This is a genomic window from Kitasatospora sp. NPDC087314, from assembly GCF_044744365.1.
In the GTDB taxonomy this organism is placed as follows: Bacteria; Actinomycetota; Actinomycetes; order Streptomycetales; family Streptomycetaceae; genus Kitasatospora.
In genome coordinates this window covers 64586-82601 of sequence record NZ_JBIUYE010000025.1, presented here as the reverse complement: position 1 = coordinate 82601, position 18016 = coordinate 64586, and the positions used below count along the sequence as shown (strand labels likewise).

Here is an 18016-nt window from a genome sequence, read left to right as displayed (position 1 = left end):
GCGGAGGCCGAGGTCATGACGGCTTCGGTGCGCAGGGGGTTGATCTCGGAGACGGCGCCGACGAGCGTGGTCTTGCCGACACCGAAGCCGCCCGCCACGACGATCTTCGCCGACGTCGTGGCCCGGGCGGGTCCGTTAGAGCTTGCGAAGTCCACTGAGGACCCTTTCGAGCAGCGTGACATCGGGCGTTCCGCCCGACTCGCCCGCGGCGGCGGGCTGGTGGATGGCGACGAGGCCGGCCTCGGCCAGGTCGGCCACGAGGATGCGGGCCACACCGAGCGGCACGCCGGCCAGTGCGGAGATCTCCGCGATGGACTTGACCTCACGGCAGAGGTTCACGATCCGGGCGTGCTCCGGCAGCAGGCCGCCGGTCCGCTCGGCCGAGCCGGTGGTCGAGATCAGAGCCTCGATGGCGAGCTGGTACCTGGGCCGGGTGCGGCCGCCGGTCATCGCGTACGGGCGGACCAGCGGCTGCTGCTCGTAGCCGTCGGACTGCTGCCCGCCGTAGCCGCTGCCGTACCCGTTGCCGTACGAGCCGGCGGGTGTCGAGGGCGGGGTCATGGGTCCTCCTTGTGCTGCAGCCTTGGGCAGCCGGTTCCAGCTGGGGCGGTGCCAGCTGAGGCGGGATCAGCTGCCTGAGGGTAGCTGAGGGTGAGACGCCGGGACCGGTCGGGTCGGACCCGGCGGCGGGTGGGACGGTGGATGAATCCCGTTCGGAGCCAGGTCAGTGCAGGAGACTGCCCTGGAGTTCCGCGCGGAGTGCGGGGGTGAGGACGGCGCCGGCGCGGTCGACGAGCAGGGCCATTTCGTAGCCGACGAGGCCGATGTCGGAGTCGGGGGAGGCGAGTACGGCGAGGGCGGAGCCGTCGCTGATGGCCATGAGGAAGAGGAAGCCTCGTTCCATCTCGACGACGGTCTGGTTGACCTCGCCGCCCTCGAAGATCCGGCTGGCGCCGGAGGTGAGGGAGGTGAGGCCGGAGGCGACGGCTGCGAGCTGGTCGGCGCGGTCGCGGGGGAAGCCCTCGGACATGCACAGCAGGAGGCCGTCGGCGGAGACCACCACGGTGTGGGACACCCCGGGGGTGTTGTCCACGAAATTGGTGATCAGCCAGTTCAGGTTCTGTGCGGCCTGGCTCATCTGATTCAACTCAACGCTCCTGGTGATCTGCGCCGTTGCCGTCGGTCCGGCCACCGAAACTATCGAATCCGGGCTGCTGGGCACCATGCTGGAAGCCCGGCTGGGTGGACTGTTCGGCCCCGGCCCGGCGGCCCTGCTGGATGCCGCGGCGCAGGTTGGTCAGCCGGCCGCGGACCTCCTCGGGGGCCCGGGAGACCTGCGGACCGGTCAGCGGCGAGGCCTCGGCGGTGCCGGAGACCAGGTTGGCCTGCGGGGTCCGCCGGGGGAGACCGGACATGGTCACACCGCTGGTGGAGGGCTCGCGGATCTGCTCGGCGCGGCGCCAGCGCTCGTCGTTCGCGGACGGGCGCCAGGGGGCGTCGCCGGGGCCCGGCTGCTGCGGCTGCTCGGGCTGCTGCGGGGCCTGCGGGGCTTGCTGGGCCTGCGGGGCTTGCTGAGCCTGAGGGGCCTGGGCCTGCCGGGCCTGCGGCTCCGACGGCTGGGCGTCCGGCGCGGAGGTGCCGGGCCGACGCGGCTGGTACGGCCGCGGCCGCGCCTGCTGCTGGCCGGCCTCGGCCGGACGGCCCTCCTGCGGGTGCCACGGCTGGCCGGCCGCGCCCTCGGACGGGCCGGTCGGCAGGGCCATCGGCTCCGGACGGGCCTGCTCCTGACGGACCGGCTCCGGGCGCGCCGGGTTCGACACGCTCGGCAGCACCGGCTCCACCAGGCCGAGGCCCAGCGGGTCACGCGGGTCGATCTGGCTGGCCTCGAAGCGCGGCCTGGCGAACTGCTGGGTGCTCTCCATCGGCGAAGACTCGGCCGGCGGCAGCGGCTGGGCCTGCTGCTGCGGGGGCAGCTGCGGGTGACGGTCGCGCTGCGGCGCGTCCGGGCCGGGTCGCTGGGGGCGGCGCGGACCCTGCGGATTCTGCGGACCCTGCGGACCCTGCGGGCCCTGCGGACCGGGCTGGCCGGGGCCGCCCTGGCCCTGCGGGGCCGGCCGACGCTGCGGCAGGCCGTCCTGCGGACGGTTGCCGGGGCGGGCACCCTGCTGCTGCGGTCCGCCCGGCCGGCCCGGCCGACCGTGCTGCGGCTGCTCGCCGGTCCGGGGGCCCGGACCGCCGTCGAACTCGCCACCCGGGCGCGGCCGTTCCTGGCCGGGGCGGCCCGGAGCGGGCTGCTGCTGGCCACGGCGGGGCAGGCCGCCGAGGCCGCCCTGGGCCGGTCCGGGCCGGTTCGGGCCGCCGCGCTGCGGCAGGCCGCCCTGCGGGGACTGCTGGGGCTGCTGGCCCGGCTGGCCCGGCTGGCCCGGGCCCTGGGGCTGCGGCCGCTGGCCCTGCTGGCCCGGACCTTGCTGGCCCGGACCCTGCTGCTTCGGGCCCTGCTGCTTCGGCTGGGTCGGACCCGGCTGGCCCGGCTGGGCCGGTATCTCGCGCAGCGACTGGCCGACCTGGCGGGTCGGCAGACCGCCGGCCCGGCCGCCGGGCGCGGCAGGCGCACCCGGGCCGGTCGGGGCACCGGGGCCGGTCGGAGCGGCCGGGCCGCCCTGGCCGAGCTGCGGGCGGCCGCCCTGCGGGGCGCCGCCGGCCGGGCCCTGGCCGAGCGCGGCCGGGCCGCCCTGGCCGGGCGGCACCTGGCGCTGCTGGCGCGGCGTCGGGGTGACCCCGCGCTGCTGCTTGGCCTGCGCCGGACCGGTCCGGGCGGTGCCGCGGCGGTCGGCGGAGTTGGTGACGTCCACCGGGAGCATGACGAGTGCGGTGGTGCCGCCGGAGTCGCTGGGGCGCAGCTGGATGCGGATGCCGTGTCGCAGGGACAGGCGGCCGACCACGAACAGGCCCATGCGGCGGGAGACCGAGACGTCCACCGTCGGCGGGTTGGCGAGGCGCTCGTTGATCTCGGCGAGGTCGTCCGGGCTCAGGCCGATGCCGGTGTCGTGGATCTCGACCAGGACGCGGCCGTCCGGCAGCGCGTGGCCGGTGACCCGGACGCGGGTCTGCGGGCTGGAGAACGAGGTGGCGTTCTCCAGCAGCTCGGCGAGCAGGTGGACGAGGTCGTTGACGACGCGGCCGGCGACCTCGGCCGACGGTACGGCGGCGAGTTCGATGCGCTCGTACTGCTCCACCTCGGAGGCGGCGGCGCGGAGCACGTCGACCAGCGGGACGGGCCTGGTCCAGCGGCGGCCCGGGTCCTCACCGGCGAGGACCAGGAGGTTTTCGCCGTTGCGGCGCATACGGGTCGCGAGGTGGTCCAGCTTGAAGAGGTTGGCCAGCTGGTCCGGGTCGGCCTCGCGGCTCTCCAGCTCGGAGATGAGCGACAGCTGGCGCTGGATGAGGCCCTGGCTGCGGCGCGAGAGGTTGGTGAACATCGCGTTGATGTTGCCGCGCAGGAGGGCCTGCTCGGCGGCGAGGCGGACGGCCTCGCTGTGCACCATGTCGAAGGCGTGCGCCACGTGGCCGATCTCGTCGGTGGAGTCGACGGCCACCGGTTCGACCGTGGTGTCGACGTCGTGCGGGTCGCTCTCGGAGAGGGTCTTGACCAGCTCGGGCAGGCGGCGCTCGGCGACGTCCTCGGCCGCGGCCTGCAGGCGGGTCAGCGAGCGCACCATCGAGCGGGCGATCAGACCGGCGCCACCGAGGGCGACGAGCAGCACCAGGGCGACGGCGGCACCGATGATGATGGCCTCGGTGTCGGCCTGGGACTGCAGGTCCTGGGCCTTGCCGTCGAGGTCCTCGATGAGCTTGGACTCGATCCGGCGCTCGGCGGTGATCTTGGCGCTGGCCTTCTCGTACCAGTCCTTGTAGGTCACCGGGTCGGTCTGGTGGATGCCGCTCTGCTGGAGGATCGAGCGCGCGTAGCGGTCGGCGTCGGCGACCACCGAGTTGTAGCTGAGCTGGCCGCGCAGGTTGTCCAGGTCGTGCGCGGTGTAGATGTTGTTGAAGCTGGTGAGCGCGTTGTCGTAGGAGGCGCGCAGGCGGATGCCGAAGGACTCGTCGCTCGCGCTGAGGTCGGGGCCCTTGGGGTTGGCGAGCGCGGCGCTGATCAGGGCGCGCTGCTGTGAGGTGGCGTCCTTGGCCAGCGAGAACTGCTGGAGCGCGCGGGTCGCGACGACCAGGTCCTTGTTGTTCGAGGCGAGCGCGATGTCCTGGGTGATGGACAGCAGGTCGCGGATGATCACGTCGTAGGCGGTGATCGTCGACTGGATGTTCTGGTTGTTCTGGTACGGCGTGTTGCGCGCGTCCGAGATCGAGTTCAGGTCCTTGCGGATCTGGAAGAGCAGCGCCTTGCCGCCGGAGAGTTCGAGGTTCTCGAACTTGTCCGAGGACGCGGTGAAGGTGCGGCTGAGGTCGTCGGTCTCCTTGCGGGCGGTGGCGATGTCGTCGTCGAGCGGGGCGTTGGGGCGCGCGGTGATCGGGCCCGCGCTGATGTCCCGTTCCTTCTGCAGGGCGTCCGCGAGGTTGGTCGCCTTCTTGGCGAGGTCGGACAGGTTGGCCATCTGGGCGAGTTGCTGCGAGGCCTGCATCGAGGTCTGGATCCGCAGGCCACCGAGGACCAGGGAGACCAGGACGGGGAGGGCGAGCAGGGCGATCAGACGGGTGCGGATGCGCCAGTTGCGCATCGCGAGCCGGCTCAGACCGGTGGCCCGCCGCCTGGTCAGGGTCGTCCGGAGCTTGTCCCGGGTGGACTTGCGCTCCTGGCCGTCGTCCTCCGGGAGGCCGGGGGCCTCGGGCGTCACCGGCTCGGCCGGGCCTCCAAGGGCCGCCGCCTGCTGGGGGGCTGCCACAGGCTCAGGCGACTCCGGGTTACCCGCGGCGCCGCTACCCCTTTTGAAACGTCCCTGCACTGGCGTCGCAACCTCTGGACCGGGCGTCCCGCCGCGTCGCCGCGGACCGGACGGTGTCGAGTTTCCTTCCGCTACCCGGCCGGTCCGGGTGAGCGGGTCGCCGGGGTGGACTTCTCCCTACCCACGGTCCGTGGCATTCCAGCACAGCCGGGGAATCCCAACAAGGGCCGCCAGGACACGCCGGGCGGCGCTACCGACCGCGTGCGCGACCTCACGGACTGTGCAGCAATCGGACCGGAATACCGCCTTTTTCGGACACTCGCCGGATACATGCCAACCTGACCCGAGATCGAAAAGAGTCACAGACCTTCCGGAATGCCCGTTATCGGAGATATGCCGGTAAATTCCGTTGCGGCGATATGTCGGATATCTGCGATTCTCTCGTGAATTTGTGAGCAAAATCACAGTCCAATGTGTAGCTTTGGTCACGACCTCTGTGGAATGAGATCTCGTAACCTGGCTGTCTCCGGAGCACGGCCCCGATCAGCCTGCCCAGAACCCCTCCGAATCATTCGGAATCACACAGGTCGGTGCCGATCCGTTCGCGATCCGCCGGCCGCGACCACGAGGTGCTCTCGATGTCCCAGGCGAAGAAGGCCACCAAGTCCACGCTGCCCAGCCGCTCCACGGCGAACCCGCGCCGGACGACGCTGGCCTCGGTCGCGGACTTCAGCGCGATCCCGGGCGCCCGCAAGTCCGAGGACGTCGTCACCTACGCCACCGAGCTGCCGGCCAGCACCGCCAACCCGCGCCGCACCCAGCTGATGGTCGCCCCGGTGGCCGCCGTCCCGCAGGACTGACCCGACCGCGTTCCGACAGGGCGCCACGGCCGCGCAGCAAGGGCGGCCGCGGCGCCCTGCGGCGTTCCCGGGCCCCGTCCGCGGCGTCCGGCCCAACCGCGCTGAACAGGGGCAAAGCGGTCAGCCGGGGCCCCACGCGATAGCCTGGACGACGATTGACGGGGCCGCGCCCACCGTGGGCGGGGCGCCCACCAGCGCCCGGGCGCGCCCCGGGCGGTCGACGAAGCGAGGGGTAGCCCAGCCGTGCGCATTGCCAGGTTTTCCGTCCGGGAGGGGAGCCCTGCCGCCGGCAGCGTCTCCTTCGGCGTGGTCGAGGGCGACCCCTCCCAGCCCGACTCGCTGGTCGTCCACGCGCTGGCCGGCCACCCGTTCGGCCAGCCCCAGCCCACCGGCGAGAGCTACCGGTTCCAGGACGTCCGGCTGCTCAGCCCGATGCTCCCCAACAAGATCGTGGCGGTCGGCCGCAACTACGCGGCGCACGCGGCCGAGCTGGGCAACGACGTCCCGGACGTCCCGCTCACCTTCTTCAAGCCGTCCACCTCGGTGATCGGCCCGACCGAGAACATCGCGTACCCGCCGTTCTCCTCGGACGTCCAGCACGAGGCCGAACTCGCCGTGGTGATCGGCAGGATGTGCCGCGAGGTGCCGCTGGACCGGGTGCCCGAGGTGATCCTCGGCTACACCTGCGCCAACGACGTCACCGCCCGGGACGTGCAGAAGCGGGAAGGCCAGTGGGCCCGGGCCAAGGGCTTCGACACCTCCTGCCCGCTGGGCCCGTGGATCGAGACCGACCTGGACCCGGCCGACCTCGCCGTCACCTGCACGGTCAACGGCGAGCTCCGGCAGGCGGGCCGCACCTCCCAGATGGTCCGTTCGGTCGCCGAGCTGGTCGTCCACATCTCCGAGGCCATGACGCTGCTGCCCGGCGACGTCATCCTCACCGGCACGCCCGCAGGGGTGGGCCCGCTCAACGTCGGCGACGAGGTCGCCGTCTCCATCGAAGGCATCGGCACTCTCACCAACAAGGTGATCAAGCGTGGCTAACACTGACCCGGCCGTCCGGGTTCGCTTCTGTCCGTCCCCGACCGGGAACCCCCACGTGGGCCTGGTCCGCACGGCCCTCTTCAACTGGGCCTACGCCCGCCACAACGGCGGCACGCTGGTCTTCCGGATCGAGGACACCGACTCGGCCCGCGACTCCGAGGAGTCGTACGACCAGCTGCTCGACGCCATGCGCTGGCTCGGCTTCGACTGGGACGAGGGCCCGGAGGTCGGCGGCCCGCACGAGCCGTACCGGCAGTCCCAGCGGATGGACATCTACGCCGACGTCGCCCGCCGCCTGCACGAGGCCGGCCACGCCTACCACTGCTACTGCAGCACCGAGGAGCTGGACGCCCGCCGCGAGGCCGCCCGCGCGGCCGGCAAGCCCTCCGGCTACGACGGCCACTGCCGCGAGCTGACGGACGAGCAGGTCGCCGTCTACAAGCTGGAGAAGCGCGAGCCGATCCTGCGCTTCCGGATGCCCGACCGCACCATCAGCTTCGACGACCTGGTGCGCGGCACGCTCACCTTCGAGCCGGAGAACGTGCCCGACTACGGCATCGTCCGGGCCAACGGCGCCCCGCTGTACACCCTGGTCAACCCGGTGGACGACGCCCTGATGGGCATCACCCACGTGCTGCGCGGCGAGGACCTGCTCTCCTCCACCCCGCGGCAGGTCGCGCTGTACGCCGCGCTCGCCGAGATCGGCGTCGGCGACGGCACCACCCCGCGCTTCGGCCACCTGCCGTACGTGATGGGCGAGGGCAACAAGAAGCTCTCCAAGCGCGACCCGCAGGCCTCGCTCAACCTGTACCGCGAGCGCGGCTTCATCCCCGAGGGCCTGCTCAACTACCTGTCCCTGCTGGGCTGGTCGCTCGCCGACGACCGCGACCTCTTCGGCATCGACGAGATGGTCGCCGCCTTCGACATCGCCAAGGTGAACGCCAACCCGGCCCGCTTCGACCTGAAGAAGTGCGAGGCGATCAACGCCGAGCACGTCCGCAAGCTGGCCCCGGAGGACTTCGTCCGCCGCCTGGTGCCGTACCTGCAGGCCCCCGGCCTGCTGCCGGCCGAGCCGACCGCCGAGCAGCTGGACCTGCTCGCCAAGATCGCGCCGCTCACCCAGGAGCGGATGGTCGTGCTGAGCGAGATCGTGAACATGGCCGGCTTCCTGTTCGTCGACCCGGCCGACTTCACCGTCGACCCGGACGACGCCGCCAAGGCCCTGACCGCGGACGCCCGCGCGGTGCTGGAGGCCAGCATCAAGGCGCTGGAGGCGCTCGCGGACTTCAGCCCGGAGCCGATCCAGGCCGCGCTGCGCGAGGCGCTGGTGGACGGGCTGGGCATCAAGCCCAAGTTCGCGTTCACGCCGCTGCGGGTGGCCGTCACCGGCCGCCGGGTCTCGCCGCCGCTGTTCGAGTCGATGGAGCTGCTCGGGCGCCCCGAGACGCTGCGCCGGCTGAACTCCGCCCTGGACGCCCTGCCGGCCGCCTGAGCGGGTCGCCGAGCAGGCCGCGGGCCCGGCCTCGTGCCGGGCCCGCGGCGTACCCGGACGTCACCGGACGGCCGCCCGGCCGCTGCCTGGGGTTATCGATTTTGGAGCCGGGGCAGACGTCGGGTAATGTTCTTTCTGCGCCGCCCGGGAGGGAACGAGCGAGGGAGCGAAACCCCCGCCGGTCCGAACGAGAGGCGCAACGCCTGAGAGGATCCCGACAGGGGTTCAACTCTGGTGGGGTATGGTGTAATTGGCAGCACGAGTGATTCTGGTTCATTTAGTCTAGGTTCGAGTCCTGGTACCCCAGCGCAGTACAGCAGTACAAGCAGTACAACAAAAGATCAAGCCCCCGTTGTGTAGCGGCCTAGCACGCTGCCCTCTCACGGCAGTAGCGCCGGTTCGAATCCGGTCGGGGGTACTGATCCCGCAAGGGATCACCTGGAAAGCCCCCGTTGTGTAGCGGCCTAGCACGCTGCCCTCTCACGGCAGTAGCGCCGGTTCGAATCCGGTCGGGGGTACTGATCCCGCAAGGGATCGCCAGGAAGCCCCCGTTGTGTAGCGGCCTAGCACGCTGCCCTCTCACGGCAGTAGCGCCGGTTCGAATCCGGTCGGGGGTACTTCAGAGCAGGAAGCCGGTGGGTGACTCCCATCGGCCCTTGCTTTGTGTTGGGGTATGGTGTAATTGGCAGCACGAGTGATTCTGGTTCATTTAGTCTAGGTTCGAGTCCTGGTACCCCAGCCAGAAATTCAAGGCCCCGGTTTCCGGGGTCTTTTTTGCATTTCCCGGTGGAATCGGCGCGGGCCGGCCGGAAATGCTCGAAGAGCCCCGTCCGGTCGGCCGGGGCTCTTCTCGGTGGTGCGGGATCGATCAGCCGCGGCGCAGGGCCTCGGTGAGCCGGTTCGCGGCCTCGATGATGGCCTGGGCGTGCAGCCGGCCCGGGTGGCGGGTCAGGCGCTCGATCGGGCCGGAGACGGAGACGGCGGCCACCACCCGGTTGGAGGGGCCGCGCACGGGCGCGGAGACGGACGCGACGCCCGGCTCCCGCTCGCCGATCGACTGGGCCCAGCCGCGCCGCCGGACGCCGCTCAGTGCGGTGGCGGTGAAGCGGGCGCCCTGGAGGCCGCGGTGCAGCCGCTCGGGCTCCTCCCAGGCCAGCAGGACCTGGGCGGCCGAGCCGGCCTTCATCGGCAGGGTGCTGCCGACCGGGACGGTGTCCCGCAGACCGGAGAGCCGCTCGGCGGCGGCGACGCAGATCCGCATCTCGCCCTGACGGCGGTAGAGCTGTGCGCTCTCGCCGGTGACGTCGCGCAGGTGGGTCAGGACCGGGCCCGCGGTGGCGAGCAGCCGGTCCTCGCCCGCCGCGGCGGAGAGTTCGGAGAGCCGGGGGCCGAGGATGAAACGCCCCTGCATGTCCCTGGTGACGAGACGGTGGTGTTCGAGTGCGACGGCGAGTCGGTGGGCCGTGGGGCGCGCCAGACCGGTGGCGGCGACCAGCCCCGCCAACGTGGCGGGGCCCGACTCCAGTGCGCTGAGCACCAGAGCGGCCTTGTCGAGAACGCCGACGCCGCTAGAGTTGTCCATGCCCTAAGACTGCAGTCTCATTCCGCGAGACGCAAGTTCAATCTTCGGAGAAAAGCGCCACTCTGGAAGCAGCAGCCCGGGAGACATCCAGGATGGGACCTCAACAGAGTGTCCGCATCGTGGACAGCGATCCGGCGTGCAGGTCGTGCGGACGTGCCCGGCACAGGGCGGCGGAAGCTTCGACCTCGACGACACGAGAAGGCCGGCAACGCGGCCGGCTGGAGGGAATCCGATGGGACGGACACTCGCAGAGAAGGTCTGGGACGACCACGTCGTGCGGCGCGCGGAGGGAGAGCCCGATCTGCTCTTCATCGACCTGCACCTGCTCCACGAGGTGACCAGCCCGCAGGCCTTCGACGGGCTGCGGTTGGCGGGGCGCCCGGTGCGCCGCACCGATCTGACGATCGCCACCGAGGACCACAACACGCCCACCCTGGACATCGACAAGCCGATCGCCGACCCGGTGTCCAAGGTGCAGCTGGAGACGCTGCGGCGCAACGCCGCCGAGTTCGGCGTCCGGATCCACTCGCTCGGCGACGTCGAGCAGGGCGTCGTGCACGTGGTCGGCCCGCAGCTGGGCCTGACCCAGCCCGGCATGACCGTGGTCTGCGGCGACTCCCACACCTCGACCCACGGCGCCTTCGGCGCACTGGCGTTCGGCATCGGCACCAGCCAGGTCGAGCACGTGCTGGCGACCCAGACGCTGCCGCTGGCGCCGTTCCGGACCATGGCCGTCACGGTCGAGGGCGAGCTGCCGCAGGGCGTCACGGCCAAGGACCTGATCCTGGCCGTCATCACCAAGATCGGCACCGGCGGCGGCCAGGGCTACGTCCTGGAGTACCGCGGTTCGGCGATCCGTGGCCTGTCCATGGAGGCCCGGATGACCATCTGCAACATGTCCATCGAGGCCGGCGCCCGGGCGGGCATGATCGCCCCGGACGAGACCACCTTCGCCTACCTCAAGGACCGTCCGCACGCCCCGCAGGGCGAGGACTGGGACGCCGCCGTCGCGTACTGGCGGACCCTGGGCACCGACGAGGACGCGGTCTTCGACCACGAGATCTTCATCGACGCGGCCGAGCTGACCCCGTTCGTCACCTGGGGCACCAACCCCGGCCAGGGCGCCCCGTTGGGCGCCAACGTGCCGGACCCGGCCTCCTTCGCCGACCCGCAGGAGCGCGCGGCCGCCGAGAACGCCCTCGCCTACATGGGCCTGGAGGCCGGCACCCCGCTGCGCGAGGTCAAGGTCGACGCCGTCTTCGTCGGTTCCTGCACCAACGGCCGGATCGAGGATCTGCGCGCCGCCGCGGCCGTCGTGGAGGGCCGCCGGATCGCCGACGGCGTACGGATGCTGGTCGTCCCCGGCTCGGTCCGGGTCTCCCTGCAGGCCGTGGAGGAGGGCCTGGACAAGGTGTTCACCGCGGCGGGCGCCGAATGGCGCCACGCGGGTTGCTCGATGTGCCTGGGCATGAACCCCGACCAGCTCGCCCCCGGCGAGCGCTGCGCCTCCACCTCGAACCGCAACTTCGAGGGCCGGCAGGGCAAGGGCGGCCGCACCCACCTGGTCTCCCCGCAGGTCGCCGCCGCGACCGCCGTCCTGGGCCGTCTGGCCGCACCGTCCGACCTGACCAGCACCGTGGCTGTGGAGGCCTGAGAACCATGGAGAAGTTCACCACCCACACCGGCCGGGCCGTTCCGCTGCGGCGCTCGAACGTGGACACCGACCAGATCATCCCGGCCCACTGGCTCAAGAAGGTCACCCGTTCCGGTTTCGAGGGCGGGCTGTTCGAGGCCTGGCGCAAGGACGAGTCGTTCATCCTCAACCGGCCCGAGCGGCAGGGCGCCACGGTCCTGGTGGCCGGCCCCGAGTTCGGCACCGGCTCCTCGCGCGAGCACGCCGTCTGGGCGCTGCAGAACTACGGCTTCCACGCGGTCATCTCGTCCCGCTTCGCCGACATCTTCCGTGGGAATTCCCTGAAGAACGGACTGCTGACGGTCGTCCTGCCGCAGGAGACCGTGGAACGGATCTGGGCGCTCACCGAGAGTGACCCTTCGGCCGAGATCACCGTTGATCTGGAGGCCCGCGAAGTGCGTGCCGAAGGCATCACAGCCTCCTTCGAACTGGACGACAACGTCCGGTGGCGGCTGCTGAACGGGCTGGACGACATCAGCATCACACTGCGGAACGAGGCCGACATCGCGGCCTTCGAAGCGACCCGCCCGGCCTTCAAGCCCCGTACTCTGCCGGTTGCCTGAGATCCCTTCAGAACAAGCATTCTGACGATCCGGCGGATGGCCCGGCTCCCCTTCGGGGGGGCCGGGCCATCCGCCGTTCCGGAGCACGAGTTAGCGGCGCGGCCCACCCCGGATTGCCCATTTGGCTTTGCCCGAGAGGGCCCCGCGCAAGTACAACTGCGGGTAGATGGCACAATCAGTACATGCACCGGCACCATGAACCTCCGTACGCGGGCGGCGAACCCGCGACTCCGGAGTCCATGGGCCGGGGAGCCGAACGCCGAATTGACGATCGGCCGGACGTCACCTCCGCACCAGCTGAGGGGCCGGACGACCAGGAAGTCGCAGCGCTCTACGCGCTTGTGGCCGAGCGGTTGAAGCAAGCTCACGCCCGCGTGCATGCGCTGAACGTGTCTGCCGATGCAAAGACCGCTCTCTCCCGTCAACTCCTCATCGTCACCGAGACCGCCAAGCGCGATCTTCCGGAGGCGGCAAGGCGGTTGAGTCGCTTTGTACATGACCTCGACGAGGGGCGCCCGCCCGTCGACTGAGGTCGCCGACGCGCAAATCCATTGCGACACTAGGGTGATTCGCGCGTTTGGTAATTGAAAGTCCGCAGATACATACCTAACGTGCGAAAAGAACGGATGGAATCATCCGGCGCCCGTTTCCGAAGGGGAAGACGTGAACAAGGCTCAGCTTGTCGAAGCGGTGGCCGAGCAGCTGGGCGGTCGCAAGGCTGCCGCAGAGGCCGTCGACGCAGTGCTCGACACCATGGTCCGTGCCGTTGTGGCCGGTGACCGGGTTTCGGTCACCGGTTTCGGCACCTTCGAGAAGGTGGAGCGCTCCGCGCGCTTCGCCCGCAACCCGCAGACCGGCGAGAAGGTCAAGGTCAAGAAGACCTCGGTGCCCCGCTTCCGTCCCGGCCAGGGCTTCAAGGACCTGGTCAGCGGCAGCAAGAAGCTGCCGAAGGAAGGCCCCTCGGTGAAGAAGGCCCCCAAGGGCTCCCTCACCCCGGGCAAGAGCGGCGTCGCCGCCACCCCGGCCGCCAAGCGTGCCGCCACCAAGCGTGCCGCCACGGCCGCCGCCGCCGCTCCGGCCACCAAGAAGGCCGCCGCCAAGAAGGCGACCACCACGGCTGCCGCCAAGAAGACCACGGCCACCGCCGCGAAGAAGGCGACCGCCACCAAGACGGCCGCCGCCACCAAGACGGCTGCCGCCGCCAAGAAGGCGACCACCACCGCCGCCGCGAAGAAGACCACCGCGACCGCGACCAAGAAGACGGCTGCCGCCGCCAAGAAGGCGACCACCACCGCCGCCGCGAAGAAGACCACCGCGACCGCCAAGAAGGCGACCGCCACCGCCAAGAAGACGGCTCCGGCGAAGAAGACCGCCACCCGCAAGACCACCGCGCGCAAGACCTCTGCCAAGTAGTCCCGCGCAGCGGTCCTCGGACGGCCTTCGGCAGAGAGCCGCGGCACCCCCCTCCGTGAATTGCGGAGACCGGGTCGCCGCGGCTCTTTCGATTTCCGGGCGCTTAGTCAACATTCGACGGCGGACGGCGGACGGCGGACGGCGGCCACGGCGCGGGTGCGCGGAGGCGGGCGTGCGGAAGGCGGGCCGGACCGGCGGGCAGGACCAGCGGGGGAGGGTCAGCCCTCGGCCGGGTCGGGGAAGGTCTGCAGCGTCACGAAGACCACCCGGCGGGCCTCGCCGGAGCCCTCGGTGCGGATCCGCACCCGCTGGCCGGGCCGCAGCAGCCGCAGACCGCCGGCGTCGAAGGCGGCCGCGTCGAACGGGACCGGGGTCCCGTCGTCGAGCAGCACGGAGCCGGCCCGGGTGGCGGGGTCGAAGGTGAACGCGGTGGCCTGCATGCCAGCAGCATAGCGAGCGGTCCGCGGCGGCCGGGCGCCGTCCCGCGGGGTGCCGGTCAGCCCCGTCCCAGGCGGGCGAACAGGGGGCTGGTGTACGGGCCGAGGCCGAGCACCGCGGCCTCGCCGAGGTCCGCGCCGGTGTCGACGTCCCGGCGCACCGATTCCACGTCCGCCAGGCACAGTTCGAGCGCCCCGCCGGCCGCGTGCCGGGCCCGCGAGCCGTTCCCGAAGGCGGGGGCGAGCGGGCGGCCGGGGGTGCAGGCGAGCAGTGTGGTGCCCAGGCCGGGGGAGTCCGGCAGGAAGGCCCGGCCAGCCGGCGGCACCGCGCCCAGCACCCGGGCCAGTTCGACCGGGCGCAGGGCCGGCAGATCCGCCGAGAGGGCGGCCAGCGGCGAGCGCGGGGCGAGCGACCGGGCGGCCGATGCGCCGTGTGCCAGCGCCTCGTTGAGGCCCCCGCCGGGTTCGTCGGCGACCACGACCGCGCCCAGCGCCGCCAGCCGGTCGCCGGCCGACGCGTCCCGGGTGACCACCAGGACGCGGGCGACGCCCGGGGTGGCCAGCGCGGCGGTGACGGTGTCCAGCGCGAAGGACAGCGCGAGGTCCGCCCGGTGCGGCCCGGCGTACGGGGCCAGTCGGCTCTTCGCCAGGGCGAGCGGCTTGAGCGGCAGCACCAGCGACCAGTCGGCAGTGGGTGCGGGGGGCGCGACGGGCCCGCTGGGGCGTACGGTGTCCTGGGTCATCGGCGTCATTGTGTCGCCGGTCCCGGAGCCCTCGCCAGGCCGTCCGAACTGTGCGGACGTGCGTTTGATCACGCCTGCCGGGCGGGTTGGCGCGGTCGCTCGACAGCCGGTGAGCAGCCGGGCGACACTGTTCCGCGCCCGTGACCCGGGCACCGGTCGGGTACCGGTGCGCGGCGCCGGGAGGTTATGACGCGGCACCCCACGTGCCGCATGGGATGAGGAGGACCTGGGGTGGCCCGCCGCTCGTACGCCAAGTTCGGCAACGCCGACTACGGCATCTGGTACCGCTTCGCGGCCGTGCTGGTGAAGCCGGTGACGACCGCCCTGGTGAAGCCCGACTGGCGGGGCTGGGAGCACCTTCCGACGGAAGGCGGCTTCATCGCCGCGGTGAATCACAATTCGATCATCGACCCGGTGATCTACGCACACTGGCAGTACAACAGCGGCCGTCCGCCGCGGATTCTCGGCAAGTCCTCGCTGTTCTCGATTCCCTTCATCGGATTCATGCTGCGCAAGACCGGCCAGATTCCGGTCTTCCGCGAGTCCACCGACGCCGCGCAGGCGTTCCGGGCCGCGATCGACGCGATCAACGACGGCCAGTGCGTGCAGTTCTACCCGGAGGGCACGCTCACCCGGGACCCGGACCTGTGGCCGATGACCGGCAAGAGCGGGGTCGCCCGGGTCGCGCTGATGACCGGCGCGCCGGTCGTCCCGGTCGCGCACTGGGGAGCGCACGAGATCATCCCGCCGTACGGCCGGCCCGGTTACGGCCGGGGCAAGTTCAACCTCTTCCCGCGCCACAAGGTCACGGTGGCCGCCGGGCCCCCGGTGGACCTGAGCCGCTACGAGGGCCAGGAGCTCACCGCCCAGGTGCTCAACGACGCGACCGAGGACATCATGAAGGCGATCACCGCGGTGCTGGCCGACATCCGCGGCGAGGAGCCGCCCGCCGAGCGCTACGACATGCGCAAGGCGGCCCGGAGCCGGGCCGCGGCGGCCGCCGCCGAACGCCGGCGCGCCAAGGGCGGCAACGACGAGGAGGTCGGCCGGTGACCCGCTGCGCCGTGATGGGGACCGGTTCCTGGGGCACCGCCTTCGCGATGGTGCTGGCCGACGCCGGCAGTGAGGTGGTCCTGTGGGCCCGCCGCCAGGAACTCGTCGACGCCATCAACACCACGCACGAGAACCCGGACTACCTGCCGGGCGTGCCGCTGCCGGGCTCCGTCCGGGCCACCACCGACGCCGCCGAGGCGCTGGCCGGCGCCGACTTCGCGGTCCTGGTGGTGCCCTCGCAGACGCTGCGCGACAACCTGGCCGCCTGGACGCCGCTGATCGAGCCGCAGACCGTGCTGGTGAGCCTGATGAAGGGCATCGAACTCGGCACCGCCAAGCGGATGAGCGAGGTGATCGACGAGGTCACCAAGGTCGGCCCGGAGCGCGTCGCGGTGGTCAGCGGGCCCAACCTGGCCCGGGAGATCGCCAACCGGCAGCCCGCCGCCAGCGTGGTCGCCTGCGCGGACGAGGCGGTCGCCAAGCGGCTCCAGGCGGCCTGCCACACGCCGTACTTCCGCCCGTACACCAACACCGACGTGGTGGGCTGCGAGCTCGGCGGCGCGGTCAAGAACGTGATCGGCCTGGCGGTCGGCATGGCGGCCGGCATGGGCCTCGGCGACAACACCAAGGCGACCCTGATCACCCGTGGGCTGGCCGAGACCACCCGGCTCGGTGAGGTGCTCGGCGCCGACCCGCACACCTTCGCCGGGCTCGCCGGGATGGGCGACCTGGTCGCCACCTGCTCCTCGCCGCTGTCGCGCAACAACACCTTCGGCATGAACCTGGGCCGGGGCATGTCGCTCGCGGAGACCATCGCGGCCACCCGGCAGACCGCGGAGGGCGTCAAGTCCTGCGAGTCGGTGCTCGACCTGGCCCGGCGCAACGGGGTCGACATGCCGATCGTCGAGGCGGTGGTGGACGTCGTGCACAACGGCCGGCCGACGCAGGAGGCGCTGCAGGCCCTGATGTCCCGTTCGGCCAAGGCCGAGCGGCGCTGAGGCGGTGCCTCGGGGGCGGCTGACGTCCCGGAAACACGTCGCACGGTAGTCTCAAACCCGATATGAGCATCGAACAGTCCTCCCCGAACCCGTCCGCTGCGAAGCCGCGCGTCGCGCTGGTCTTCGGCGGACGCAGCTCCGAACACGGCGTCTCGGTGGTCACCGCCGGCAGCGTGCTCAAGGCGATCGACCGCGAGAAGTACGAGGTGCTCCCGATCGGGATCACCCCCGAGGGCCGCTGGGCGCTGGTCAGCGACGAGCCGGCCCGGATGGCCATCACCGACGGCCGGATGCCGGACGTCCCGGGCGTCGCCGAGTCCGTGGCCGGGCAGGTCGCGCTGCCGGTCGCCCCGGGCGACCGGGAAGTGCTCCTGAGCGAGCCGGGAAGCGCCCCCAAGGCCCTCGGCGAGGTCGACGTGGTGTTCCCGCTGCTGCACGGCCCCTGGGGCGAGGACGGCACCCTGCAGGGCCTGCTGGAGCTGTCCGGCGTGCCGTACGTCGGCAACGGCGTGCTCTCCAGCGCGGTCGGCATGGACAAGGAGTTCACCAAGCGGATCCTGGCCTCGCACGGCCTGGGCGTCGGCCGGTACACCATCGTGCGGCCGCGCGACTGGGAGACCGAGGACGGCCGCGCCGCGGTGCGCGAGCGGGCCGCCGAACTCGGCCTGCCGCTGTTCGTGAAGCCCTGCCGGGCCGGCTCCAGCATGGGCATCACCAAGGTCAAGGACCTGGCCGACCTCGACGCCGCGATCGAGGAGGCCCGCCGGCACGACCCCAAGCTGATCATCGAGGCCGGTGTGACCGGCCGCGAGATCGAGTGCGGCGTGCTGGAGTTCGAGGACGGCCCGCGGGCCAGCCTCCCGGCCGAGGTGCTGGTCGGTGACGGCTTCGACTTCTACGACTTCGAGGCCAAGTACATCGACTCCTCCGAGGTGCAGATCCCGGCGAAGATCGACGACGAGCGGACCGCCGAGATCCGCCGCCAGGCGGTGGCCGCGTTCGAGGCGCTCGGCTGCGAGGGCCTGGCCCGGGTGGACTTCTTCCTGCTGGAGGACGGCACCTGGATGGTCAACGAGATCAACACGATGCCCGGCTTCACCCCGATCTCGGCCTACCCGAAGATGTGGGAGGCCACCGGGCTGTCCTACCCGGAGCTGATCGACCGGCTGCTCCGGACGGCGCTGAGCCGCTCGACCGGCCTGCGGTAGCGGGTCCGGCGCCGGCTGTCCTCGACGGCAGCGGT

At 71.8% G+C, this 18016-nt stretch carries 16 protein-coding genes, 5 tRNA genes and 1 pseudogene; 15 read left to right on the top strand and 7 right to left on the bottom strand.

What is annotated here, in order from left to right; translation table 11 throughout:
• From ACIO5E_RS37715 to ACIO5E_RS37700, 4 genes and pseudogenes are all read right to left on the bottom strand, one after another.
• Window positions 1–182: pseudogene (locus ACIO5E_RS37715) on the bottom strand (hypothetical protein); the annotation flags it as partial.
• Window positions 136–561, bottom strand: a complete 426-nt coding sequence (locus tag ACIO5E_RS37710) for a DUF742 domain-containing protein (protein ID WP_400676724.1) — start codon at window positions 559–561, stop codon at window positions 136–138. The pseudogene ACIO5E_RS37715 and the gene ACIO5E_RS37710, both read right to left, overlap by 47 nt.
• A gap of 163 nt (window positions 562–724) precedes the next feature.
• The gene (locus tag ACIO5E_RS37705) at window positions 725–1138 is read right to left on the bottom strand and encodes a roadblock/LC7 domain-containing protein (RefSeq protein WP_097236138.1); all 414 of its coding nucleotides are present in this window, start codon (window positions 1136–1138) and stop codon (window positions 725–727) included.
• A gap of 10 nt (window positions 1139–1148) precedes the next feature.
• Complete coding sequence (locus ACIO5E_RS37700; protein ID WP_400676722.1) at window positions 1149–4895, bottom strand: nitrate- and nitrite sensing domain-containing protein; 3747 nt, start codon at window positions 4893–4895, stop codon at window positions 1149–1151.
• Between the two features lie 638 nt (window positions 4896–5533).
• On the opposite strand from ACIO5E_RS37700, the gene ACIO5E_RS37695 reads away from it, so the two are divergent.
• From ACIO5E_RS37695 to ACIO5E_RS37660, 8 genes are all read left to right on the top strand, one after another.
• Entirely contained in the window at window positions 5534–5755 is a 222-nt protein-coding gene (locus tag ACIO5E_RS37695; protein ID WP_280686251.1) for a hypothetical protein, read from the top strand.
• Between the two features lie 243 nt (window positions 5756–5998).
• Window positions 5999–6799: a fumarylacetoacetate hydrolase family protein gene (locus ACIO5E_RS37690; RefSeq protein WP_400676720.1), complete on the top strand. Its 801-nt coding sequence runs from the start codon at window positions 5999–6001 to the stop codon at window positions 6797–6799.
• A complete protein-coding gene (gene gltX / locus ACIO5E_RS37685; RefSeq protein ID WP_400676718.1) occupies window positions 6792–8291 on the top strand; it encodes a glutamate--tRNA ligase in 1500 nt (499 codons plus the stop codon). Before ACIO5E_RS37690 ends, gltX begins: the two co-directional genes overlap by 8 nt.
• A 235-nt stretch (window positions 8292–8526) precedes the next feature.
• Window positions 8527–8598, top strand: a tRNA-Gln gene (locus ACIO5E_RS37680).
• Between the two features lie 38 nt (window positions 8599–8636).
• Window positions 8637–8709 (top strand) — tRNA-Glu (locus ACIO5E_RS37675).
• Between the two features lie 27 nt (window positions 8710–8736).
• Window positions 8737–8809: transfer RNA gene (locus ACIO5E_RS37670), tRNA-Glu, on the top strand.
• A gap of 26 nt (window positions 8810–8835) precedes the next feature.
• Window positions 8836–8908, top strand: a tRNA-Glu gene (locus ACIO5E_RS37665).
• A 50-nt stretch (window positions 8909–8958) separates the two neighbouring features.
• Window positions 8959–9033: transfer RNA gene (locus tag ACIO5E_RS37660), tRNA-Gln, on the top strand.
• 126 nt (window positions 9034–9159) lie between these two features.
• On the opposite strand, the gene ndgR is transcribed toward ACIO5E_RS37660, so the two are convergent.
• A complete protein-coding gene (gene ndgR / locus ACIO5E_RS37655; protein ID WP_148642806.1) occupies window positions 9160–9873 on the bottom strand; it encodes an IclR family transcriptional regulator NdgR in 714 nt (237 codons plus the stop codon).
• Between the two features lie 232 nt (window positions 9874–10105).
• Between ndgR and leuC the strand changes: the two genes are divergently transcribed.
• The 4 genes from leuC (at window position 10106) to ACIO5E_RS37635 (ending at window position 13542) form a co-directional block, all read left to right on the top strand.
• The gene (gene leuC, locus ACIO5E_RS37650) at window positions 10106–11527 is read left to right on the top strand and encodes a 3-isopropylmalate dehydratase large subunit (protein ID WP_400676716.1); all 1422 of its coding nucleotides are present in this window, start codon (window positions 10106–10108) and stop codon (window positions 11525–11527) included.
• 5 nt (window positions 11528–11532) lie between these two features.
• Window positions 11533–12129 (top strand): 3-isopropylmalate dehydratase small subunit, encoded by a 597-nt coding sequence (gene leuD, locus ACIO5E_RS37645; protein WP_400676714.1) that lies wholly within the window; start codon window positions 11533–11535, stop codon window positions 12127–12129.
• A 182-nt stretch (window positions 12130–12311) separates the two neighbouring features.
• Window positions 12312–12659, top strand: coding sequence for a hypothetical protein (locus ACIO5E_RS37640; protein ID WP_400676712.1), 348 nt, complete (start codon window positions 12312–12314; stop codon window positions 12657–12659).
• Window positions 12660–12792: 133 nt separating this feature from the next.
• Complete coding sequence (locus tag ACIO5E_RS37635) at window positions 12793–13542, top strand: HU family DNA-binding protein (protein WP_400676710.1); 750 nt, start codon at window positions 12793–12795, stop codon at window positions 13540–13542.
• Between the two features lie 218 nt (window positions 13543–13760).
• On the opposite strand, the gene ACIO5E_RS37630 is transcribed toward ACIO5E_RS37635, so the two are convergent.
• Window positions 13761–13982, bottom strand: a complete 222-nt coding sequence (locus ACIO5E_RS37630; RefSeq protein WP_280686257.1) for a hypothetical protein — start codon at window positions 13980–13982, stop codon at window positions 13761–13763.
• A 56-nt stretch (window positions 13983–14038) separates the two neighbouring features.
• Window positions 14039–14722, bottom strand: a complete 684-nt coding sequence (cofC, locus tag ACIO5E_RS37625; RefSeq protein WP_400676708.1) for a 2-phospho-L-lactate guanylyltransferase — start codon at window positions 14720–14722, stop codon at window positions 14039–14041.
• Between the two features lie 231 nt (window positions 14723–14953).
• Between cofC and ACIO5E_RS37620 the strand changes: the two genes are divergently transcribed.
• The 3 genes from ACIO5E_RS37620 (at window position 14954) to ACIO5E_RS37610 (ending at window position 17981) form a co-directional block, all read left to right on the top strand.
• Window positions 14954–15775 (top strand): lysophospholipid acyltransferase family protein, encoded by an 822-nt coding sequence (locus tag ACIO5E_RS37620; RefSeq protein WP_400676706.1) that lies wholly within the window; start codon window positions 14954–14956, stop codon window positions 15773–15775.
• A 14-nt stretch (window positions 15776–15789) separates the two neighbouring features.
• Window positions 15790–16773 carry an NAD(P)H-dependent glycerol-3-phosphate dehydrogenase gene (locus ACIO5E_RS37615; protein ID WP_400676736.1) on the top strand — a complete coding sequence of 328 codons (984 nt, stop codon included), beginning with the start codon at window positions 15790–15792 and terminating at the stop codon, window positions 16771–16773.
• A 62-nt stretch (window positions 16774–16835) separates the two neighbouring features.
• Window positions 16836–17981, top strand: coding sequence for a D-alanine--D-alanine ligase family protein (locus tag ACIO5E_RS37610; RefSeq protein WP_400676704.1), 1146 nt, complete (start codon window positions 16836–16838; stop codon window positions 17979–17981).
• Window positions 17982–18016 lie beyond the last annotated feature (35 nt).